At 36.1% G+C, this 20055-nt stretch carries 22 protein-coding genes; 19 read left to right on the top strand and 3 right to left on the bottom strand.

The window, feature by feature from the left end; translation table 11 throughout:
- Positions 1 to 14: 14 nt before the first annotated feature.
- Genes AC57AW_RS07075 through AC57AW_RS07050 form a run of 6 tightly spaced genes read left to right on the top strand, consistent with a single transcriptional unit; the run spans position 15 to position 3942 of the window.
- A complete protein-coding gene (locus AC57AW_RS07075) occupies positions 15 to 641 on the top strand; it encodes a PH domain-containing protein (protein ID WP_496351326.1) in 627 nt (208 codons plus the stop codon).
- 3 nt (positions 642 to 644) lie between these two features.
- Positions 645 to 860, top strand: coding sequence for a TM2 domain-containing protein (locus AC57AW_RS07070; protein WP_496351325.1), 216 nt, complete (start codon positions 645 to 647; stop codon positions 858 to 860).
- Positions 861 to 869: 9 nt separating this feature from the next.
- A complete protein-coding gene (locus AC57AW_RS07065; RefSeq protein WP_496351324.1) occupies positions 870 to 1271 on the top strand; it encodes a DUF6804 family protein in 402 nt (133 codons plus the stop codon).
- Positions 1272 to 1276: 5 nt separating this feature from the next.
- Positions 1277 to 1684 (top strand): hypothetical protein, encoded by a 408-nt coding sequence (locus AC57AW_RS07060; protein WP_496351323.1) that lies wholly within the window; start codon positions 1277 to 1279, stop codon positions 1682 to 1684.
- Positions 1685 to 1690: 6 nt separating this feature from the next.
- Entirely contained in the window at positions 1691 to 3031 is a 1341-nt protein-coding gene (locus AC57AW_RS07055; protein WP_496351322.1) for a beta-carotene 15,15'-monooxygenase, read from the top strand.
- A gap of 11 nt (positions 3032 to 3042) precedes the next feature.
- Complete coding sequence (locus tag AC57AW_RS07050; RefSeq protein ID WP_496351321.1) at positions 3043 to 3942, top strand: hypothetical protein; 900 nt, start codon at positions 3043 to 3045, stop codon at positions 3940 to 3942.
- Between the two features lie 61 nt (positions 3943 to 4003).
- Here the strand turns inward: AC57AW_RS07050 and AC57AW_RS07045 are convergent, their stop codons facing one another.
- The 3 genes from AC57AW_RS07045 to AC57AW_RS07035 all read right to left on the bottom strand — a co-directional run bounded on the left by AC57AW_RS07045 (position 4004) and on the right by AC57AW_RS07035 (position 5899).
- Positions 4004 to 4453: a GNAT family N-acetyltransferase gene (locus tag AC57AW_RS07045; RefSeq protein ID WP_047379976.1), complete on the bottom strand. Its 450-nt coding sequence runs from the start codon at positions 4451 to 4453 to the stop codon at positions 4004 to 4006.
- Positions 4446 to 5069, bottom strand: coding sequence for a ribosome biogenesis GTP-binding protein YihA/YsxC (gene yihA, locus AC57AW_RS07040; protein ID WP_318847768.1), 624 nt, complete (start codon positions 5067 to 5069; stop codon positions 4446 to 4448). The genes AC57AW_RS07045 and yihA overlap by 8 nt, the downstream gene beginning before the upstream one ends.
- A gap of 68 nt (positions 5070 to 5137) precedes the next feature.
- Complete coding sequence (locus tag AC57AW_RS07035) at positions 5138 to 5899, bottom strand: alpha/beta fold hydrolase (RefSeq protein WP_318847767.1); 762 nt, start codon at positions 5897 to 5899, stop codon at positions 5138 to 5140.
- Between the two features lie 272 nt (positions 5900 to 6171).
- On the opposite strand from AC57AW_RS07035, the gene mraZ reads away from it, so the two are divergent.
- The 13 genes from mraZ to AC57AW_RS06970 all read left to right on the top strand — a co-directional run bounded on the left by mraZ (position 6172) and on the right by AC57AW_RS06970 (position 20004).
- A complete protein-coding gene (gene mraZ, locus AC57AW_RS07030; RefSeq protein ID WP_496351320.1) occupies positions 6172 to 6630 on the top strand; it encodes a division/cell wall cluster transcriptional repressor MraZ in 459 nt (152 codons plus the stop codon).
- A gap of 47 nt (positions 6631 to 6677) precedes the next feature.
- Positions 6678 to 7571 carry a 16S rRNA (cytosine(1402)-N(4))-methyltransferase RsmH gene (gene rsmH / locus AC57AW_RS07025; RefSeq protein ID WP_318847765.1) on the top strand — a complete coding sequence of 298 codons (894 nt, stop codon included), beginning with the start codon at positions 6678 to 6680 and terminating at the stop codon, positions 7569 to 7571.
- Between the two features lie 62 nt (positions 7572 to 7633).
- On the top strand, positions 7634 to 7999 hold the full coding sequence (locus AC57AW_RS07020) for an FtsL-like putative cell division protein (RefSeq protein WP_318847764.1): 366 nt from the start codon (positions 7634 to 7636) through the stop codon (positions 7997 to 7999).
- A complete protein-coding gene (locus AC57AW_RS07015; RefSeq protein WP_496351319.1) occupies positions 7983 to 9974 on the top strand; it encodes a penicillin-binding transpeptidase domain-containing protein in 1992 nt (663 codons plus the stop codon). Before AC57AW_RS07020 ends, AC57AW_RS07015 begins: the two co-directional genes overlap by 17 nt.
- Before the next feature lie 57 nt (positions 9975 to 10031).
- Positions 10032 to 11492 carry a UDP-N-acetylmuramoyl-L-alanyl-D-glutamate--2,6-diaminopimelate ligase gene (locus tag AC57AW_RS07010; RefSeq protein WP_496351318.1) on the top strand — a complete coding sequence of 487 codons (1461 nt, stop codon included), beginning with the start codon at positions 10032 to 10034 and terminating at the stop codon, positions 11490 to 11492.
- A 41-nt stretch (positions 11493 to 11533) separates the two neighbouring features.
- A complete protein-coding gene (locus AC57AW_RS07005) occupies positions 11534 to 11911 on the top strand; it encodes a four helix bundle protein (protein WP_496351317.1) in 378 nt (125 codons plus the stop codon).
- Between the two features lie 44 nt (positions 11912 to 11955).
- The gene (gene mraY / locus AC57AW_RS07000) at positions 11956 to 13197 is read left to right on the top strand and encodes a phospho-N-acetylmuramoyl-pentapeptide-transferase (protein WP_496351316.1); all 1242 of its coding nucleotides are present in this window, start codon (positions 11956 to 11958) and stop codon (positions 13195 to 13197) included.
- An 82-nt stretch (positions 13198 to 13279) separates the two neighbouring features.
- Positions 13280 to 14617 carry a UDP-N-acetylmuramoyl-L-alanine--D-glutamate ligase gene (murD, locus tag AC57AW_RS06995; RefSeq protein WP_318847759.1) on the top strand — a complete coding sequence of 446 codons (1338 nt, stop codon included), beginning with the start codon at positions 13280 to 13282 and terminating at the stop codon, positions 14615 to 14617.
- Between the two features lie 22 nt (positions 14618 to 14639).
- Complete coding sequence (locus AC57AW_RS06990; protein WP_496351315.1) at positions 14640 to 15878, top strand: FtsW/RodA/SpoVE family cell cycle protein; 1239 nt, start codon at positions 14640 to 14642, stop codon at positions 15876 to 15878.
- Between the two features lies 1 nt (position 15879).
- Positions 15880 to 16980 carry an undecaprenyldiphospho-muramoylpentapeptide beta-N-acetylglucosaminyltransferase gene (murG, locus tag AC57AW_RS06985; RefSeq protein WP_496351314.1) on the top strand — a complete coding sequence of 367 codons (1101 nt, stop codon included), beginning with the start codon at positions 15880 to 15882 and terminating at the stop codon, positions 16978 to 16980.
- Position 16981: 1 nt separating this feature from the next.
- Entirely contained in the window at positions 16982 to 17632 is a 651-nt protein-coding gene (locus AC57AW_RS06980) for a hypothetical protein (protein ID WP_496351313.1), read from the top strand.
- Between the two features lie 12 nt (positions 17633 to 17644).
- On the top strand, positions 17645 to 19003 hold the full coding sequence (gene murC / locus AC57AW_RS06975; protein WP_496351312.1) for a UDP-N-acetylmuramate--L-alanine ligase: 1359 nt from the start codon (positions 17645 to 17647) through the stop codon (positions 19001 to 19003).
- A gap of 29 nt (positions 19004 to 19032) precedes the next feature.
- A complete protein-coding gene (locus AC57AW_RS06970; protein ID WP_496351311.1) occupies positions 19033 to 20004 on the top strand; it encodes a cell division protein FtsQ/DivIB in 972 nt (323 codons plus the stop codon).
- Positions 20005 to 20055 lie beyond the last annotated feature (51 nt).

Genomic DNA, 20055 nt, shown 5'->3' with positions numbered 1-20055 from the left:
AAAAACAAAATAATATGAACTTAAAGAAATTTTTAAATGAAGAACAAGATCCTCAAGCTGTTGAAAAGCTTTTAGGAAGAATCAACAGTCTTCTTACCTCACAAGAAGTTGTAGAATATATAGCTGTTCAGAAGAAACCTGTAATCAATTTATCACCAGATTGTATTGCTCTAACCAATAGAAGAATCATTTTCTGCAGGCCGAAAACCTTCGGTTTATCAATGGATTTTCAAGATTACAACTGGGTTGATATAGCTGATTGTCATATCAAGGAAGGAATTGTGGGTGCTACATTTATCATGAGAACAACAAACAGTCTTACCAATATGATGGATTATCTCCCTAAAAAACAAGCCAGAAAGCTGTATCAGTTTGCACAGGAAGTAGAAGAAAAAATGCGGGGGCTCAGACGAGAAAAAAATCTTGAAACATTGAGAGCCTCTGCAGGAGGTGTTATTGTGAATAATGCAACCCCAATTATTACACAACCACAACAATTTTATCAGGAAAAAGAGCCACTAATGATTGAGAGTGAAGATCCTTTTGCACTGTTGCAGAAACTAAAAGGTCTAAAAGAAAGTGGAATAATTTCTCCTGAGGAATTTGAAGTAAAAAAGAACGAAATCTTATCTAGAGTCTAAATTATGAAATCAAAATCTACCACCACTCTACTTGCATTTTTCCTTGGAGGATTAGGCATTCACAGATTTTACTTAGGCCAAAATGTCATGGGAATACTGTATCTGGTCTTTTGCTGGACCTTCATTCCTGCATTAATAGCATTTGTCGACTTCTTCGTCTTTATTTTTATGTCTGAAAGCCGTTTTAATTATAAATATAATCTCAAAACAGGATTTTAAACAAACATTATGAAACCATTTCTCACCTTCTGTGCGGTATGTTGTTTCGCTGGTATTTTCAAACTTCCTATAGAATATTATACTTTTCTCAGAATTCTTGTTTCCATTGGAGCTTTATTGGTTTTATACAATACTTTAAGCTCTAGACAACATTATTTCAGTATACTATTTCTAATCATTCTCATTCTTTTCAATCCCATTTTTCCTTTTTATTTATATCGGAAAAGCGTTTGGATACCGATTGATGTCATTACAGGAATTTTATTTCTGCTGATCAATTTCGTAGAAAGAAAAGAACAAAAAAAGGAAGAAGAAATTACTGAAGAAACCATAGAACAATCTGCTCCCATCCACCAAAGAACTGTTTCAAGAGACAGAATCATTAATCCAAAAATACCAAAAGAAGAATAACCATTATGGAAAACAATCAAATAACTGAAAATCTCAAAGCTCATTTTTTACGGTTGTATCAAATGGCCATCTGTGATGATGATTTCAGCGCATTGGAATTGAAAATGCTTTACAAATGTGCAGAAGAAAGGGGAATTCCATCCAAAAACCTAGACGAAATCCTTTTAAATCCTATCAATTTAAAATCATTCATGCCACAAACTATTGAGGAAAAAGTAGATTACCTCTATGATCTTACTGTAATGATCTGGGCAGACGGTATTGTTTCTCCCAACGAATATATTGCGATGCAAAAATACGTTTTGATGTTTGGCTTTTTGGAAGAAAATGTAACGGCCATTGTAGATTATCTTATTGAAGCCGTAAAAATTGGAAAGAATAAAAGCGAAATTTTATATGAATTAAAAAACTAACTCATCATGGATACCATCAGTATAAAAAATTTATTTAAACTAAAATCTGTTCCGATAGAACCCCAACAGGAACAGCTACCCAAAAATGAAATCGATGCAACCGATGAATCTTTAGAAGAAAGCAGAAAAAGAACCTATCACGAGTCCGGTTACAGAGACAGCTCGCGAACCAGTGGAAACCACTCTACTCTGTCCATATGTCTGGATGCAGTTTATTCGAAATTTCAGAACGAAGAAAAAGAAATGGTAGAAAAACAGCAAAAGCTTAAAGAATCTTACATTAACGAACAAAAAAACCGGGAAACAGAGATTAAAGCATTAATTGTTTCACAGGAAACCAAAGAAGAACAATTAAAAAATAAAAACGCAGAAGTAGAAAACCATCAACATACAATTGAAAATTTAAAAGCTGAAATTCTTGACCTTCCCAGAAACCCAGAAAAGCACAATGTAAAAGCAACAAGAGGAGCTTCTGCAAAATTCTGGATCGGGCTTTTTCTTTTGTTTCCTATCACTTTATATTTAGGAACATTTTACATTTCAACTTCTTATTCGGCTTTTTTCAAAAGTTTTGATGCAAAAAGTACAATTATCCAAAGTGTTTTAGATGCACAAGCTTTCAGTAAGGCCTGGAATGAAGGAGTTATTGAAGGAGCATTTGTTACCCTGATTCCGTTTGTATTCCTTGGACTGGGCTATTTGATTCATATGTTTTGGGAGAATAAAACAAGAGCCAATTATATCAAGCTGGGATTATTATTTATCGTAACATTCATTTTCGACTGCATTTTAGCCTACGAAATTGAATCAAAATTATATGAACTCAATAAAACCTTTGAGTCTCCACCATTCGATATCAAAATAGCTTTTACCAAAATTCAGTTTTGGGGAATTATTTTCGCAGGTTTCATTGTATATATTATTTGGGGGCTGGTTTTTGATTTTGTTATGAAAGAGCACCGTGAAAAAGACAAGATCAGGAACGAACAGGAAATCAGACAGAAAAGGGTTGAATTCTTTCAGGAAAAGATTAGTGTTTTGAAAAGAGAAATTGAAGAGATTCTTGCCAGTATCGGAACAATAAAGGAAACTGTTATCAAAACACGAGGAAGAATCGAAGAACTTCAAAATATTATTGACGGAGTTATTATTCCAACCAAAGATTACAAATTGTATGCTTCGGAATATGTTCAGGGCTGGGTCACTTTTATTGGTGAAAAAATAGCCGTATCAAGAACAGAAAAACAAACGATGATTGACGACTGCATTGCCACTTACAATACCAATCTGGAAACTGTGGGTGCTAATTCCGACAATCAAAACTTAGTGTATTTATCATCTTTATAATATCACAGATTATGAAAAAATTACTTTATTTATTAATGATCATTTCTTTGGTTTCCTGTTGCAAAGACAAAGATGACAAAACAATCACAGGAAATAAGGATTCTATTGTTGTTGACTCAAACAATATCAATGTCAGTATTTTGATTGATTTATCCGACAGGATTGATCCTAACACCAATCCAAATCCTACAATGGAATATTACCAAAGGGATACAGAATATATCAAGACCATTGAGAAAGGATTTTTAAATCATATTAAATCAAAAAGAATTATCACTTATGATGATCAGATGCAGGTTTTCTTCAACCCGGAGCCCTCAGACCCGAAAATGAATGAACTCACAAAGGAGCTGAAAGTTTCTTTCAATAAGGATATTCCAAGAAGTTATTTTGATTCCGTTGACAAAAAATATTCGGAATTACCTCTAAATATTTATCAATCAGCAATAAAAGATGGCAAATATGTAGGTTCAGATATCTGGGAATTCTTCAAAAACAAAGTGAAAGATTATTGCATAAAAGATGATCGTAGAAACATCCTTTTCATTTTGACCGACGGTTATATGTATCATCAAAATACTAAGTTTGAAGAAAAAAATGAAAGCTCATATAGAACTTCTTATTTAACAACCAAGCTTATAAAAACTAATGACTTAACCACATCTGGTTTTAAAGATACTATTGAAAAAAATGGATATGGCTTTGTAAAAGCAAATGAAAATCTGAGTAATCTCGAAGTCATTGTTTTAGGAATCAATCCAGAAAAAGGGAATCCTTTCGAAGAAGCCGTTATTAAAGAATACTGGGAAAATTGGTTTAAAGAAATGAAAATTAAAAAGTATCAGATCAAATCCGCTGATCTTCCCTCCAACCTAGAACCGATAATCTTAAAAGCGATTTCAGGGAAATAAAAAACACACTCAATATATTTAACTATTAAAAAAGCGAAGAATTAAATTTCCTCGCTTTTATTTATTTTCTTATCATTTCCGTATGCGGAATATCATCTTCCAGATATTTATTCCCCGTATCTACAAATCCGAATCCACTGTAAAATCTTAACAGGTAATCCTGCGCAGATATTTTAATTTCAGAAGTATGAAAACGATTTTCTATGGTTTCTACAGCGTATTGTATCAGCTGTTTTCCAAGGCTTTTTCCTCTTGCCTGCTCCGTAGTCAGAACTCTGCCAAAAGAAGTTTCATCATATTTTATTCCTTTATCAAAAACACGGCAATAGGCAAGCACCTGTCCGTCTTCTTCAGCCCAGATATGAACTGCTTTCTGATCATAATTATCCAGATCAGGATAAGGACAATTCTGTTCAATAACAAAAACATCTATACGGGCTTTCAGTACCGAATATAATTCCGGAACGGTAAACTCATCAAACGTTTTGATTTTCCAGACAATATTACTCATCGAAGCTTATATTATTATTTGTCAAAAACTCATTGGTCTTTTGGATAAAATCAAGAATTTTATCTCCACCCTCTTTCTTCTCTGCCGAGGTAAGATATAATTCAGGAAGGTCTTCCCAGGTTTTATGAAGTTCAGTTTTGTAATCTTCAACATTTTTAATGGCAACATTCGGCTTTAGTTTATCAGCCTTTGTAAATACAATTGAAAAAGGGATGCCGCTTTCCCCGCACCATTGGATAAATTCCAGGTCAATTTTCTGCGGATTGTGTCTTGAATCTACCAAAACAAAAAGGTTCACCAGATTTCTTCTGTTCAGAATATAGTTCGTAATCAGTTTTTCAAAATCCTTTCGCTGAACTTTTGAAACCTTTGCATACCCATAGCCCGGTAAATCGGTAAGATACCAGTTTTCATTCACCAAAAAATGATTGATCAGCTGAGTTTTTCCTGGAGTCCCAGACGTTTTAGCCAAATCTTTATGATTCATCATGGCATTGATCAATGATGACTTTCCTACGTTTGACCTCCCTATAAAAGCATATTCAGGAATATTGGGTTCAGGGCATTCCTGCCATTTTCCGCTGCTCTTTACAAACTCTGCTGTCTTGATAATCATTTTTGAATGTATTTTAGAAAAATAAACCATTAAGAAAAGCTCTTAATGGTCATTTTATATGTTATTTATTAAACTTTATCTTTTATCCAGTTGTACAGGATTTCATTGAATTCATCTGGTTTTTCCATCATGGCAGCATGGCCGCAATGGTCTATCCAGAATAAATCCGAATTAGGAATAAACTTATGCATATCCTCTGCCACTTCCGGAGGAGTTACATTATCCTGTCTCCCCCAGATCAGACACGTAGGGGTCAAAATCTTCGGAAGATCGTTCAGCATATTGTGTTTGATGGCACTTCTTGCCAGCATTACTGTTTTTATTCCTTTCATTCTGTCATTTACCACCCCGAAAACTTCATCTACAAGATCCTCTGTCGCAATCTTTGGATCATAGAAAACTTCTTCCGTTTTCTTTCTGATATAAGATCGGTCATTTTTCCTTGGAAAACTGTCCCCGAAAGTTCTTTCATATAATCCGGAACTTCCTGTAAGCACAAGATTTTTCACCAAATCTGGTCTTGCTAAAGTCAAGATAAGCCCTACATGCCCTCCCATTGAGTTTCCCATAATGGTAACCGGACCTGAAATATGACTTTCTATAAACTTGATAATATATTTTGCAATAGTGGTAAGATTCGTATTGAGTACCGGCAGATCATAGATCGGCAGCTGAGGAACATATACTTTGAAGCCTCTCTCCGAAAAAAAATCTACCATTTTATCGAAATTACTCAAACCACCCATTAACCCGTGCAACAGCACTAATGGATGTCCTTCTCCCGCTTCTACATAGGAATATTTCTTTTCTTTTTTTGTACTAAATATCATAAAACGCCTTAATAAAGCCCTGCAAAAATACAAATTAAACCTCAAAAAAATTTTGATTATCCTAATTTAAGATAAAAATAATATAATATTCTCCTTTTTAACTTTTTTTTTCAAAATCGCTTTATTATGGGCTAAATAACACTTCCAACAACCTCCTTTATATCAGTATTTTACATTATTGAAATTCAATCTCTAATAAAACTTATTAACATTGAGTCAAAAAGTGGGAAAAAGTGGGAAATTTTGGAAATTATTATATAAATTTGTCCCAAATGAAAAATTTCATTGGAACATATGAGTGTAAAATTGACGATAAAGGCCGCTTAAAAGTTCCTTCATCTTTAATTAAGCAGATGGAAGACTTCGACGATAAGACGTTTGTAGTCAAAAGATCCGTGTTCCAACCTTGTCTGGAAGTTTACCCTATGAACGCATGGGACAAACTGATGGGCAAAATTAATAAACTGAACAGGTTCATAAAAAAGAATGCTGATTTCATACGAATGTTTACGGCAGGAGTAAAGACAGTAGAATTGGATAATGCGGGAAGATTACAGATCTCTAAAGACCTGACGAATTTCGCAAATCTTCACAAAGATATTGTGATTACCAGCGCGGGAGAGCTCTTCGAAATTTGGGATAAAGAAGCCTATGAAAAGGTCATCTCAACCAACGAAACTGATTTTGCAAGTCTTGCTGAAGATGTGATGGGCTCTTTCGATGAAGAATAACTGTAGGTTATTAATTGATTATTATTAAATAAAAAACACAATTAAGCATGTATCATAACCCCGTTTTGTTGAAGCAGAGTGTAGATGATTTGGTGACGAATCCTGACGGAATATATGTGGACTGCACCTTTGGAGGCGGAGGCCACTCCAGGGAGATTTTGAGCAGACTTTCTGACAAAGGAAGATTGTTCAGCTTTGACCAGGATCTGGATGCACTTAAAAATACAATTGATGATCCTAGATTTACATTAGTTAATCAGAATTTCAGATTTTTGGAAAACTCATTATTGATGTACGGAGCTCCTCAGGTAGATGGTGTTTTGGCCGACCTGGGTGTTTCTTCACACCAGTTTGATGAAGCAGACAGAGGTTTCTCCACAAGAAGCAATGCTCCTTTGGATATGAGGATGAATGTAATGCAGAACCTTGATGCCAAAAGAGTGATCAATGAATATGAAGAAAGCGAACTTGCAGACATTTTCTATCACTATGGAGAATTAAGAGAAGCGAGAAAGCTGGCAAGAGAAATTGTTCATCACAGAAAAACAAAAAGTATAGATACTACTGAGGATTTGAAAAAGCTTTTCAGCTACATTCCGCCTCATAAGGTAAATAAATTTTATGCCCAGCTTTTTCAGGCGATAAGAATTGAGGTTAATCAGGAGCTTGAAGCATTAAAAGAAATGCTTGTTCAGGCTTACAATGTTTTAAAACCGGAAGGAAGATTAGTCGTTATTTCTTACCACTCTTTAGAAGACCGTTTGGTAAAAAGATTCCTGAAAAACGGAATGTTCGAGGGAGAACCGCAAAGAGATATCTACGGAAATTATAAAAAGGTATTCGAATTGATAAAGAGTAAAGCGATCATTCCTGACAATCAGGAAATCGAAGAAAACTCAAGAGCAAGAAGTGCCAAAATGAGAACAGGAATAAAAGTATAAATGATCAATCATAAGTGATAAGCGATATCAATTATCTTTTATCATTAATTATAAATAAAGCTTTGGCAAAAAGAACAACAAATCGCCCCCAGAAAAGACTCACTTTTATAGATATTATAAAAGGAAACTTTCTGAATCGTGATGAGATCAAAATACATTACAAGTATTTTCTCCTGTTGTTTATATTAATGATGGCCATGATTTATACCAACCATCTCGTCAATAAGAAAATTAAAATTGTCAACACCTTAAAGGAGGAAACAGAAGAATACAAATCACGAAATGCTTACGCCCAGAGTAAGCTGATCAAAGTAAAAATGGAATCAGAGCTGGGGAAAGAGGTCGCCCGGGACTCATTGATGACCCTGGAAAACCACCCTCACAAATTGCTAATAAAACTGGACAGTACAGATGCAAAAGCAAAATGAATACGATAACAAACGTAAGAAAACGTTACGATGGGGCTACCTCTTTGCAGTGGTAGCTTTGTGCGTGTTTGTAATGTTCTTGGCAAGGATCGTAATTCTTCAGAATACGAATGTTCAGGAAATCAAAGACGATTACATTAATAAAAACTATCGCGAAGCTACTTTAAAGGCTGCCCGTGGTAACCTTTTTGCGTCTGATGGCTCTATTCTCGCCACCACAGTAATGCGGTATGACATCTATCTTGACTTCAAAACGATGAAAGATACGGTGTACTCCAACAACATCGGAGCACTGACTGATTCTTTGAGCAAAATGTTCGGAAAATCCAGAGGAGAATTCAGACAGAAGTTTGACGAACAGAAGAAAAAGAAAAACCAATACTACACTTTGGCAAAGGGCCTTGATTTTGACCAATACGACAGAATCAGAAAGTTCCCGATCTTCAAAAGAGGAAAAAACAAAGGGGGATTTATTGTTGACCGAAACTATAAAAGAGAATTGGCCACATCAGAAATCGGAGCAGGAACCATTGGTATGGATAATGGTGAGCTTAAGTCCGGACTGGAAGGTGCTTTCTCAAAATATTTAACTGGAACAGACGGAAAAAGACTTGAGCAGAGAATCAATTCTTCACAATGGAAACCAATCGACTTCTGGAAAGTTAAAGAACCGGTAGACGGAGAAGATGTTTACACCACCTTAGACCTTAGAATTCAAGACATTGCACACTCTGCTCTGGAGAAACAACTGATCCATTTCGAGGCAAAACACGGCACCGTAATTGTAATGGAGGTTGAAACAGGAAAAGTACGGGCTCTTGTCAACTTAAGAAGGACAGAATCAGGAGATTATGAAGACGCTTACAACTACGCCCTAAAAGATAATATTGAGCCGGGATCCACTTTTAAAACCATTTCGCTTTTAGCAGCAATGGATGACGGTTTCATTGATGAAAACACAACCGTAAATGTAGGAAACGGTGTCTGGGTATATGCCAAACAGAGAATTTCTGACGGCCACGGCGGAGGAACTTATGATATCAGTGATGTTTTGGCGAAGTCCAGTAACGTAGGAACGTCAAAGCTGATTACAAAATATTATGCAGAGAAGCCACAGATTTTCCTTGATCACCTGAAACGTTGGAAATTATTCGACAAAATGGATATCGAACTCCCGGGAATTACAAAACCGAAAATCGTAACTCCACAGAATAAAAGATGGAATGCCGCAACACTGGCTTCTATTTCTTATGGATACTCTTCCAATATCAACCTGCTTCAATTAACTACTTTCTATAACGGAATTGCTAATGGTGGTAAGATGCTTAAGCCTTTATTCATTGATAAAATCATGAAAGACGGAAAGATGATGTATGGCGCGAAACCTGAGGTAATGGTAAACAAAATGGCATCAGAAAAGGCTATCAAAATGATGACCAGTGCTTTAACCAAAGCTGTAGAAAAAGGAACAGGACGAAGCATTTTTACCCCGAATCTTAAAATGGCAGGTAAAACCGGAACCGCAAGATTTGAATACTGGCTGCCCGGTCCTATGAAGTATAGAGCATCATTCGCCGGATTTTATCCCGCAGACGCTCCAAAATACACCTGTTATGTAATGATAAGTGAACCCAATACATCAATAGGGTTTTATGGAGGACCTGTTTCAGCACCGGTATTTAAGGAAATAGCAGGTAAAACATTCCTGAAAACACCTCAGAATATTGAAAAAGAAATGCTTGTAGACAAAAAGGTAAACCTGAGTAAAATGGTTGAACCCAATGTAAAAGTAGCAGTGAATGATAAGCAAATGCCTAATGTAGTAGGGTTAATCGGTAAGAATATTATTCCGCAATTGGAAAACTTAGGATACCGTGTCGACTATAAAGGAGTGGGACGAATTAAAGAACAGTTCCCTCTGGAAGGTACAACGATCAGTAAGAACCAGAGAATTTATTTGTCTCTGCAAAATTAAAAACAAGTGCCGCAAGGACAATTTAAACCAAAATAAGGCAAAGCCTTATTGATAAAAATGATTATAACAGAATTAGTAAACAGAATCCCAGTACTGGAAATTCACGGTGATAACAACCGTGAGGTTACAGAATTGGTAATCGACAGCAGAAAGGTTACGGAAAATGCTCTTTATATTGCAATGAGGGGAACCGTGGTGGATGGTCACTCATTCATTGCCTCTGCTATTGAAAAAGGTGCTGCAGCAATTGTTTGCGAAGAATTTCCAGAAACATTGGTTGAAAATATAACCTATGTTCAGGTAAAAGATGCATCTAAAGCTCTGGGCCACCTTGCTTCTAATTTCTACGGAAATCCTTCCCAGAAATTAAAGCTGATAGGAGTTACCGGAACAAATGGAAAAACGTCTGTTTCTACCCTTCTTTTTGATGTTTTCAAAAACCTGGGCTATGAATCTGCTTTGCTTTCCACTGTTGAAATCAGAATCGGAGAAGAAATCATTCCGGCTACCCATACTACCCCTGACGTCATTACAATCAACAGGATTTTAGCTGAAGCGGTAGAAAAAGGATGTGAATTTGCTTTCATGGAAGTAAGCTCACACGGAATCGCTCAAAACAGAATTGAAGGACTACACTTCAAGATAGCAGGCTTCACCAACCTTACTCACGATCATTTAGACTATCATAAAACCTTCGAAGAATATTTAAAAACAAAGAAAAGATTCTTTGACGGACTAGAAGATACAGCCATTGCCATCACCAATGTAGATGACAAGAATGGTAATGTCATGCTTCAGAATACTAAGGCCAAAAAGAAGTCTTATGCTCTGAAAACCATGGCAGATTATCACGGAAAATTATTGGAAGTAGATTTCAACGGCATGCTGTTGAACTTCAACGGAAAAGAATTCTGGACGACACTCACCGGAAAATTCAATGTATACAATTTGCTGCTTGTATTCGGAATAGCTGAAGAGCTTGGTTTTGAGCAGGATGAAATTCTTCAGGCAGTCAGCAAATTAAAAAGAGTTTCCGGAAGATTTGAAACCTTCAAATCTGATGGTGGAATTTTCTTTATCGTAGATTATGCACACACTCCGGATGCATTGGAAAACATTCTGGACAGCATCAACGATATCAGAACCAAAAATGAAAGATTAATCACCGTATTTGGTTGCGGAGGAGACAGAGATCACTCCAAAAGACCTGAAATGGGAAATATTGCCTCTAAAAAATCGACATTGGCAATCATTACTTCAGATAATCCGAGAACAGAAGATCCTACGCAGATCATCAAAGAAATTGAAGCAGGTATTGAACCTCAAAACTTCAGCAAGTACACTTCAATTCCGGACAGAAGAGAAGCCATAAAGATGGCCATAAAATTTGCAGAACCTAAAGATATCGTTTTGGTTGCCGGAAAAGGCCACGAAACCTATCAGGAGATAAATGGTGTAAAACATCATTTTGATGACAAAGAAGTAATTAATGAGCTTTGGAAATTAATGTCCAAATAGATTGAAAGATTAAACTCATTTAATGATTTAAAAATTTGATGATGGCGAAGAATTTTGAAAACTTTCCTGTGTATATCAAAAGTTTAGATCTTATTGAAAAAGTGTATGAGTTTCTTCAAAATCAAAGCTTTCAAAAAGAATTTGAATTTAATAACCAAATAAAAAGAGCGAGCTTTTCAATTAGCAACAATATTGCGGAAGGCTCAGAATATAATAATAACAGACAATTTATTAGATATTTAAAAATTGCAAAAGGCAGCTGTGCAGAAGTAAAAAGCATGCTGATTGTAAGTAAAAGATTAAAATTAGGTGACGAAAATAAAGCTGAAGAAATTATCACCCTTTCAAGAGAAGTTTCTTCAAACATATCAAACTTTATTAAATATTTAAGTGAAAATATTGAGAGACCCAATCTTTAAATCTTTAAATAAATTAAATTTTTAAATAATATAAAAACAGAAACATGCTATACTATCTATACGAATATCTGACCAACCATGGAATCCATGTTCCGGGATTAGGATTGTTGAAATACATTTCCTTCCGTGCCGGAATGTCCGTATTATTCTCCCTGATTATTGCTCTTGTCTACGGAAAAAGAGTAATCAATTATCTGAGAACAAAACAAATGGGAGAATTGGTACGTGATCTTGGATTGGATGGTCAAAAACAAAAAGAAGGAACTCCTACTATGGGAGGGCTTATCATTATTTTGGCAACCATCATTCCTGTATTGCTGTTTACAAGAATTACCAATGTGTATATTGTACTGTTACTGGTTTCAATGTTTTGGATGGGTGCTATTGGTTTCCTTGATGATTATTTAAAGAAAATCAAAAAAAATAAAGACGGATTAAGTGGTAAATTCAAAATTGTAGGACAAGTCGGTTTGGGCTTAATTGTCGGAATTACAATGTATTTCCACCCGGACATCACCGTTAAAAGAAAGTATGCTGATGCTAAAGTGGTTAACAGAAACAATGTAGAGCAAAACTTTATGCCTACAGAAAAAATCACTGTTTCTACTGTTCCTTTTGCAAAGAACAATGAGTTCGATTATAGCGGAATTTTATTTTGGATGAATGATAAAGATGCCCATGAGTGGGCATGGATTGTCTTTATTCCTATTGTGATCTTCATTGTAACAGCAGTTTCAAACGGTGCCAATATTACAGATGGAATTGATGGTCTGGCAGCAGGCACAAGTGCTATTATACTGCTCTCGCTGGCTCTTTTCGCCTACCTTTCCGGGAACATCATCTTTGCAGACTATCTCAATATCATGTTCCTTCCGAATATGGGAGAAACCACCATTTTTGCAGTGGCAATGGTAGGTGCAGTAATCGGATTCTTTTGGTACAATACCTATCCTGCACAGGTTTTCATGGGAGATACCGGAAGTTTGATGCTGGGAGGAGTGATTGCCGTTTTAGCCATTATTTTAAGAAAAGAATTGCTGATTCCTGTATTATGCGGAATCTTCTTAATTGAAAACCTGTCTGTAATGCTTCAGGTAGTTGTTTTCAAATACAGAAAAAGAAAATACGGGCTGGAATATGCCCAAAACAATAGACTGTTCAAGATGTCACCATTACACCACCATTATCAGAAAGAAGGGTTCCACGAAAGTAAAATCGTGAACAGAATGATCATCATCGGTGTAATAATGGCTATTGTATGTCTGATCACATTAAAAATGAGATAAAAACCAATTTAAAAATTAAAAGATTGAAACATTAAATAATTTTTTTAATCATTAAATCTTTTAATCATTAAATCAAAATAATATGAAAATAGTTGTTTTAGGAGGTGGAGAAAGCGGATGCGGCGCTGCTTATTTGGCTAAAAAGAAAGGTCTGGAAGTATTTCTTTCAGATAAAGGAGCCATTAAGGATAACTATAAGCAGTTTCTTACCGACAATGAAATTGAATTTGAAGAAGGAAATCACGATGAAGAAAGGATTTTAAATGCTGACTGGATCGTAAAAAGCCCGGGAATTCCGAAAAAAGCGGAGATCATTTATAAAATTCATGAAAAAGGAATCAGACTTTCCTCTGAAATTGAATTTGCTTCTGAATTTACAGATGCAAAGATCATCGCCATTACAGGAAGCAACGGAAAAACAACCACGACTTCCCTGATCTATTATATCCTGAAAAATGACGGATTAAATGTAGGTTTGGGTGGAAATATCGGCTACAGCTTTGCCAAGCAGGTTGCTGATGAAAACCATGAATATTATGTATTGGAGGTAAGCTCTTTCCAGTTGGATGATATTCAGAATTTCAGACCTTATATTTCTTTATTGTTGAATCTGTCTAAGGACCACCTGGATCAGTACAATTACAACTATGAAGAATATGCTTTGGCAAAATTCAGAATCACTGAAAATCAGGAAAATGATAATTTCTTCATCTACAATAAAGATGACGAAATGAGTAAAAATCTTCTTGAAAAGCTTGAAATAAAAGCCAAAATGATCCCTTTCTCGACAAAAGAGAAGTTACCGGAAGGAGGTTTCATTAATGAAGATGAAATTGTGGTAAAAATGAAAGACGAATTCGCAATGAAAGTTGACGAATTGTCTCTACTGGGAAATCACAATGTAGCCAACAGCTTAGCAGCATCTATTGCCGGTAAGATATTAAAAATCAATAATGAAAGCATCAGACATTCACTGATGACATTCCAGGCTGTAGAACACAGATTGGAGTTGGTAACTGAAATTGACAGTGTAAAATACATCAATGACAGCAAGGCAACCAACGTGAATGCTACTTACTATGCTTTGGAAAGTATGAAAACACCAACCGTCTGGATTGTTGGTGGATTAGATAAAGGAAATGACTATACCGAAATTGAAGATTTAGTCAAAAGAAAAGTGAAGGCTATTGTATGCCTTGGAATTGACAACAAGAAGATTATAGATTTCTTTAAAGATAAAAAAGAGGTTATTTATGATACTTCAAGCATGGAAGAAGCCGTGAGAATTTCAAAATCACTGGCGAAAAAAGGTGATACCGTCTTGTTATCTCCATGCTGCGCAAGTTTTGACTTGTTTAAAAGTTATGAAGACAGAGGACACCAGTTTAAACAACAGGTATTAAAAGCCAATGGCCATTAGCCAGAAGCCAATAGCATTACATATGGACGAACAGAACACAGAAAACAGATTTGAATTTCTAAAGGGCGATAAAGTACTTTGGATGGTCATCCTTGTGATCTCCATTTTCTCTATTTTCCCTGTATACTCTGCTAGTTCGAATCTGGAATATATTGTCAATAACGGGACTACAACGGGTCACGTTATCAAACACATGTTCTTTGTAGTCTTAGGATTAGTCATTATGAGGCTGGTAGGAACTATCAAATATGAATACATCGGAAAGCTCAGCAGTATCCTGCTCGGGCTGATGATTGTTTTATTGGTAGTTACGATGTTTACGGGACAAACCATTGACGGAGCCAGTGCTTCAAGATGGCTTAAAATTCCAGGAACACCAATCTCCTTTCAGCCTTCATCATTTGCCTTTTTAATGCTAATCATTTATCTGTGCAGATATTTAACCAAAAAGATCACAAGAGAAAGGCTTCCCATAGAGAATATCATGTATATTTTCGGGCCAATTCTACTTGTTTTCGTATTGGTAGCAAAAGATAACGGATCTACAGCATTAATGATTTTAATGGTTTCCGTAGTGGTTCTTGTCATAGGGCAGCTTCACTGGAAATACATTGCAGGATTTATTTCTGCTTCATTTGTAGCCATTGTATTATTCTTATTAATAGCTCTGAATACTAACATGATCGGCGGTAACCGTGTTCATACATGGATGAGCCGTGTAGAAACATTTACTTCGAGCAAAGCAAAATCAGCCGATGTAGATGATGAAAGTATAAAAGCAAAGAACTATCAGGTAATGCAGGCCAAAGCAGCCATTGTACATGGCGGAATTACCGGAATGGGACCCGGAAAAAGTGCATTGAAACAAATGCTTCCACAGTCTGCCTCCGACTTTATCTTCGCGGTTATCGTAGAAGAATATGGAGTGATTGGAGCCGCTTTTCTGATCTGTTTATACCTGATTATGATGATACGGATCGTGATGATTGCCAGTAAGATGCCGGCATTTTTCGGATCGTTGCTCGTCCTCAGTCTCGGGGTAATGATTTTCATTCAGCTTTCGGTAAATATAGCCGTTGCAGTGAATCTGATCCCGGTTACAGGACAACCGCTGCCTTTGATAAGTTACGGAGGAACCTCAATGCTGGTAACCTATTTACAGTTAGGCATTATTTTAAATATAAGCTCAAGGATTCAGATTTATGATGAAGAAGGAATGGGCAAAAAGCAAAGTATAGCAGAAATAAACGATATCGCTTAAAATGGACAAGAAACTAAAAATAGTATTATCAGGCGGAGGGACAGGAGGACACATCTTCCCGGCTATCGCCATTGCTGATGAGATCAAAAAAAGATTTCCTGACGCAGAATTTTTGTTCATTGGTGCCAACGGAAAAATGGAAATGGAAAAAGTTCCTCAGGCAGGCTACAAAATAGAAGGAATTGATATCGCAGGAATCAACAGAGGGAATCTGTTATCCAATCTGGGACTTCCTTTCAAGATTCTGAAAAGTTTATCAAAGTCTAAAAGGATAATCAAAAACTTCGCTCCGGATTTTGCCGTAGGAACAGGTGGATTTGCCAGCGGACCGGCTCTTTATGAAGCCAGCAAAATGGGAATCCCGATTTTCATTCAGGAACAGAACGCCCATGCGGGGGTAACCAATAAAATTTTAAGCAAGAAAGCTCAAGCCGTTTTTACAGCCTATCCAAAAGTAGATGGTTTTCCGGAAGAGAAAATAAAATTCCTGGGAAATCCGATTCGTTCAACTATTATTTCAGGAATGCAGGAAACTGCTCAGGCAAAAGAAAAAATGGGATTGAATAAAGACAAACTTACGATTCTGTCTGTAGGAGGTTCTTTAGGCTCCAGAACATTGAATAATGCATGGAAATCTCATTTAAAAGAAATTGTAAACAAAGATTATCAGCTGATCTGGCAGACAGGAAAGCTTGATTATAAAGACATTATAAACGAAACAAAAGATACAGACACCAGAAATATTCAGATCCTTGAATTTATCAAAGACATGGAACTCGCTTATTCTGCCGCTGACATCATCGTTTCGAGAGCTGGAGCGATTGCCATTTCAGAGCTGGCTGTAGCACAGAAGCCGGTTCTTTTGGTACCCTTCCCTTTTGCAGCGGAAGATCACCAAACCAAAAATGCCATGAATCTGGTTGAAAAAAATGCAGCCAAAATGGTGAAAGACTCTGAAATGCAGGAAAAATTCTGGAATACATTATCAGAAATCTGCGAAAATGAAACTGTAAGAAAAGAAATGTCTGAGAATCTGAAATATTTTGCCAAGCCAAATGCCGCAAAAGAGATTGTAGACGAGATATTTAAAGTAATAAAATAGAATGACAACCGAACTGTCTACCTACAGAAAATTCATTTATAAAGATGATGCGCTGGACTTGATTAAGGTTCTTGACAATCATCAGATTATTTATGAACTGGAAGATAACTCTTCAAGGCTAGGTTCTAGTTTCGGAGGAGATGCAAATACAAACGAGTTTGAGCTAAAAATTCAAAAGGAAGACTTTGAGAAAGTAGAACATTTGGAGGAAGAACTTGTAAAAAATGATGTCAATCAGGCTGATCAAAGCTACTACTTGTTTGATTACTCTAATGAAGAGCTGATTGAGATTGTCATGAAAAAAGAAGAGTGGAGCAAGTTTGATTACCTGCTTGCTCAAAAAATATTAAAAGAAAGAGGAAAAGAAGTAAATTCTGACCTTTTAAATGTAATAAAAAAACAAAGAATCCAGGATCTATCTGCTCAGGAAGCTAGCCCTAAATGGCTCATTGCCATTGGATATTTCTTTGGAATATTAGGAGGATTCATTGGGGTTTTCATTGGATACCACTTAATGAGATATAAAAAAGTACTGCCTAATGGTGAAAAGATCTATGGCTTTACAGCAAAAGATAGACAACAGGGGCAGAATATTTTAATCCTGTCAGTAATTGGTTTTATTGCCTGGACATCTATAAAGCTTTTTAATTAATAATTAGAATAAATGAACATTTTACAAACATATCAAACTTTTTACTTCGTTGGAATCGGAGGTATCGGAATGAGTGCATTAGCGCGTTATTTCAATGCATCCGGAAAAAAAGTATTGGGTTACGACAAAACCAATACAAAATTGACTCAGAATCTGATGAATGAAGGGATTGATATTGTGTTTGAAGACCTTATTGACGAAAGAATAACTTCTCTTCAGAAGGAAGATACATTGGTTATCTATACTCCAGCCATCAAAACACTTGGAATATTGGATTACTTCAATGAAAATCAGTTTGAAGTCTTGAAACGAGCTAAGGTTTTAGGATTAATTACTGAAAACACCAACTGTATTGCTATAGCAGGAACCCATGGGAAGACAACAACATCTACCCTTGTGGCGCATTTGTGCAAAGAAGCAGATCTTCCTTTCTCATGCTTTTTAGGAGGAATTTCTGAAAATTTTAAATCCAACTTCCTGTACAACGGTTCTACTTATTCTGTGGTAGAGGCAGATGAATACGACAGAAGCTTCCTGAACCTATCTCCGGATTGGGCGGTAGTAACGTCTACAGATGCAGACCACCTGGATATTTATGGAGACAAGAGCCATATTGAAGAAGGATTCAGACAGTTTGCCGCATTAGTACTTCAAGACCAACAGCTTTTTGTAAGAAAAGGAGTAGAAATTGGCAGAGGGCATCAAACGTATGCAGTAAATGAGCCTGCAGATTACTATTCTGACAACCTGCGTATGGATCATGATAAAATTTATTTTGACTTCCATACTCCTACTGAAACCATCAAGGATTTCATCTGGGATATTCCGGGAATCCATAATGTGGAGAATGCTACTGTAGCACTGGCAATTCTGCATAATTTAGGCGCAGATTTTGATACGCTGAAAAAAGCAATTGCCAACTTTAAAGGAATTAAAAGAAGATATACCAAACATATTTATCAAAACGGTAAAATTTATATTGATGATTATGCCCACCACCCTACAGAAATCAATGCTGTAATAGACTCAATCAGAACGTTTTACCCTGATAAAAAACTAGTGGTAGTTTTTCAGCCCCATCTTTTCAGCAGAACAAAAGATTTCGCGGACGGGTTTGCAGAAAGTTTAAGCAAGTCTGATGAACTTATCCTGCTTGATATCTACCCTGCAAGAGAACTTCAGGAGAACTTTGAAGGAATTACGTCAAGCTGGCTGCTGGATAAAGTAACATTAGATGAAAAAGAAGTATCGACATTATCCGATGCTTTTGAAAAAATAAAAGAAAAAGATTTTGATATTCTTCTTACCGTAGGCGCAGGAAATATAGATACCCTGTATGATCCTATCTGTGAGTGGATAGAGAAAATTTGATTTAAACGCTGTGCTCACGAAGAAAAAATATGAAAAATAAATACAGAATATTAAAAATTGCGGTCACTGTAATCATCCTTGGATTGTTACTGAGTTTCTCGTTGAAGAGATTCAGCCACCAACAGATTACGGACAACAAGATTTCTGTAAAAATGAGTGAGAAAACTCCTGTTTATTTCGTTGATGAAAAAGATATCAGGGAGATTGTAAAAAAAGAAAACCCATCAGGAAAAGTGGGAGATCTTAATATTCCTTCTCTGGAGAAAAGAATCAATTCTCTTCCGGCAGTTGATAGTGCCAATGTCTATCTGAACCTGAACGGAAAACTGAATCTGGATATCAAGCAGAGAGTTCCTGTTTTCAGACTTAATAAGGACGGAAAAGACTTTTATGTAGATGAAAAAGGAATTGAATTTCCAATCTCAAGAACGTATTCTCATCCATGTATGCTGGTAACCGGAGATGTACAGCCGGATGAATATGAAAAACTGGCAGAGCTGGTAGGAAAGATAGATAAGGATGATTTCAGTAAGAAATATTTTATTGGGATTTCAAAAAGCAAAGAAAGCTACAATCTTCTGACAAGTGAAGGAAATTACCGGGTAGAGATCGGGGATCTGGATAATATTGATTTTAAAGTAAAAGGATTTAAAACCTTTGTGGAAAAATACCTTGTATATCAGGATCCACAGAAGTACAGCATGGTTTCTGTAAAATACCAGAACCAGATTGTTACTACTTTAAACCCTTATTTTAAAGAAAACGACAGTATTTTAAAAGCGGGAAAACTAGAACTGGCAAAGGCTCCTACTCCAATGGCTGCAACAAAGAGGACAGAGGCCAAACCAAAGACTTCGGAAGCAAAAAAAACAAGCTCTACCCAGGCAAAACCGAAAGAGAGCACAAAACAGAAAACACATACAAAAGAGACGAAAAAAACAGAGAAAAAATCAACCGCTAAGGCATTGTCCAAGCCAAAGGCTAAAGTAAAAATAGAATAAAGTCCTCTCAGGACATTCAATACACAAATAGGAGATCATCCTTAAGAGAAA

This window comes from Chryseobacterium sp. BGA-UO-ETr-SB22 (assembly GCF_059567885.1).
This window is presented reverse-complemented; position numbering and strand designations above follow the sequence as displayed.

Excerpts from the sequence above, each read along its gene's own strand:
- AC57AW_RS07075 (WP_496351326.1), top strand. The coding sequence starts at position 15 with ATGAACTTAAAGAAATTTTTAAATGAAGAACAAGATCCTCAAGCTGTT.
- AC57AW_RS07070 (WP_496351325.1), top strand. The coding sequence starts at position 645 with ATGAAATCAAAATCTACCACCACTCTACTTGCATTTTTCCTTGGAGGA.
- AC57AW_RS07065 (WP_496351324.1), top strand. The coding sequence starts at position 870 with ATGAAACCATTTCTCACCTTCTGTGCGGTATGTTGTTTCGCTGGTATT.
- AC57AW_RS07060 (WP_496351323.1), top strand. The coding sequence starts at position 1,277 with ATGGAAAACAATCAAATAACTGAAAATCTCAAAGCTCATTTTTTACGG.
- AC57AW_RS07055 (WP_496351322.1), top strand. The coding sequence starts at position 1,691 with ATGGATACCATCAGTATAAAAAATTTATTTAAACTAAAATCTGTTCCG.
- AC57AW_RS07050 (WP_496351321.1), top strand. The coding sequence starts at position 3,043 with ATGAAAAAATTACTTTATTTATTAATGATCATTTCTTTGGTTTCCTGT.
- AC57AW_RS07045 (WP_047379976.1), bottom strand. The coding sequence starts at position 4,453 with ATGAGTAATATTGTCTGGAAAATCAAAACGTTTGATGAGTTTACCGTT.
- yihA (WP_318847768.1), bottom strand. The coding sequence starts at position 5,069 with ATGATTATCAAGACAGCAGAGTTTGTAAAGAGCAGCGGAAAATGGCAG.
- AC57AW_RS07035 (WP_318847767.1), bottom strand. The coding sequence starts at position 5,899 with ATGATATTTAGTACAAAAAAAGAAAAGAAATATTCCTATGTAGAAGCG.
- mraZ (WP_496351320.1), top strand. The coding sequence starts at position 6,172 with ATGAAAAATTTCATTGGAACATATGAGTGTAAAATTGACGATAAAGGC.
- rsmH (WP_318847765.1), top strand. The coding sequence starts at position 6,678 with ATGTATCATAACCCCGTTTTGTTGAAGCAGAGTGTAGATGATTTGGTG.
- AC57AW_RS07015 (WP_496351319.1), top strand. The coding sequence starts at position 7,983 with ATGCAAAAGCAAAATGAATACGATAACAAACGTAAGAAAACGTTACGA.
- AC57AW_RS07010 (WP_496351318.1), top strand. The coding sequence starts at position 10,032 with ATGATTATAACAGAATTAGTAAACAGAATCCCAGTACTGGAAATTCAC.
- AC57AW_RS07005 (WP_496351317.1), top strand. The coding sequence starts at position 11,534 with ATGGCGAAGAATTTTGAAAACTTTCCTGTGTATATCAAAAGTTTAGAT.
- mraY (WP_496351316.1), top strand. The coding sequence starts at position 11,956 with ATGCTATACTATCTATACGAATATCTGACCAACCATGGAATCCATGTT.
- murD (WP_318847759.1), top strand. The coding sequence starts at position 13,280 with ATGAAAATAGTTGTTTTAGGAGGTGGAGAAAGCGGATGCGGCGCTGCT.
- AC57AW_RS06990 (WP_496351315.1), top strand. The coding sequence starts at position 14,640 with ATGGACGAACAGAACACAGAAAACAGATTTGAATTTCTAAAGGGCGAT.
- murG (WP_496351314.1), top strand. The coding sequence starts at position 15,880 with ATGGACAAGAAACTAAAAATAGTATTATCAGGCGGAGGGACAGGAGGA.
- AC57AW_RS06980 (WP_496351313.1), top strand. The coding sequence starts at position 16,982 with ATGACAACCGAACTGTCTACCTACAGAAAATTCATTTATAAAGATGAT.
- murC (WP_496351312.1), top strand. The coding sequence starts at position 17,645 with ATGAACATTTTACAAACATATCAAACTTTTTACTTCGTTGGAATCGGA.
- AC57AW_RS06970 (WP_496351311.1), top strand. The coding sequence starts at position 19,033 with ATGAAAAATAAATACAGAATATTAAAAATTGCGGTCACTGTAATCATC.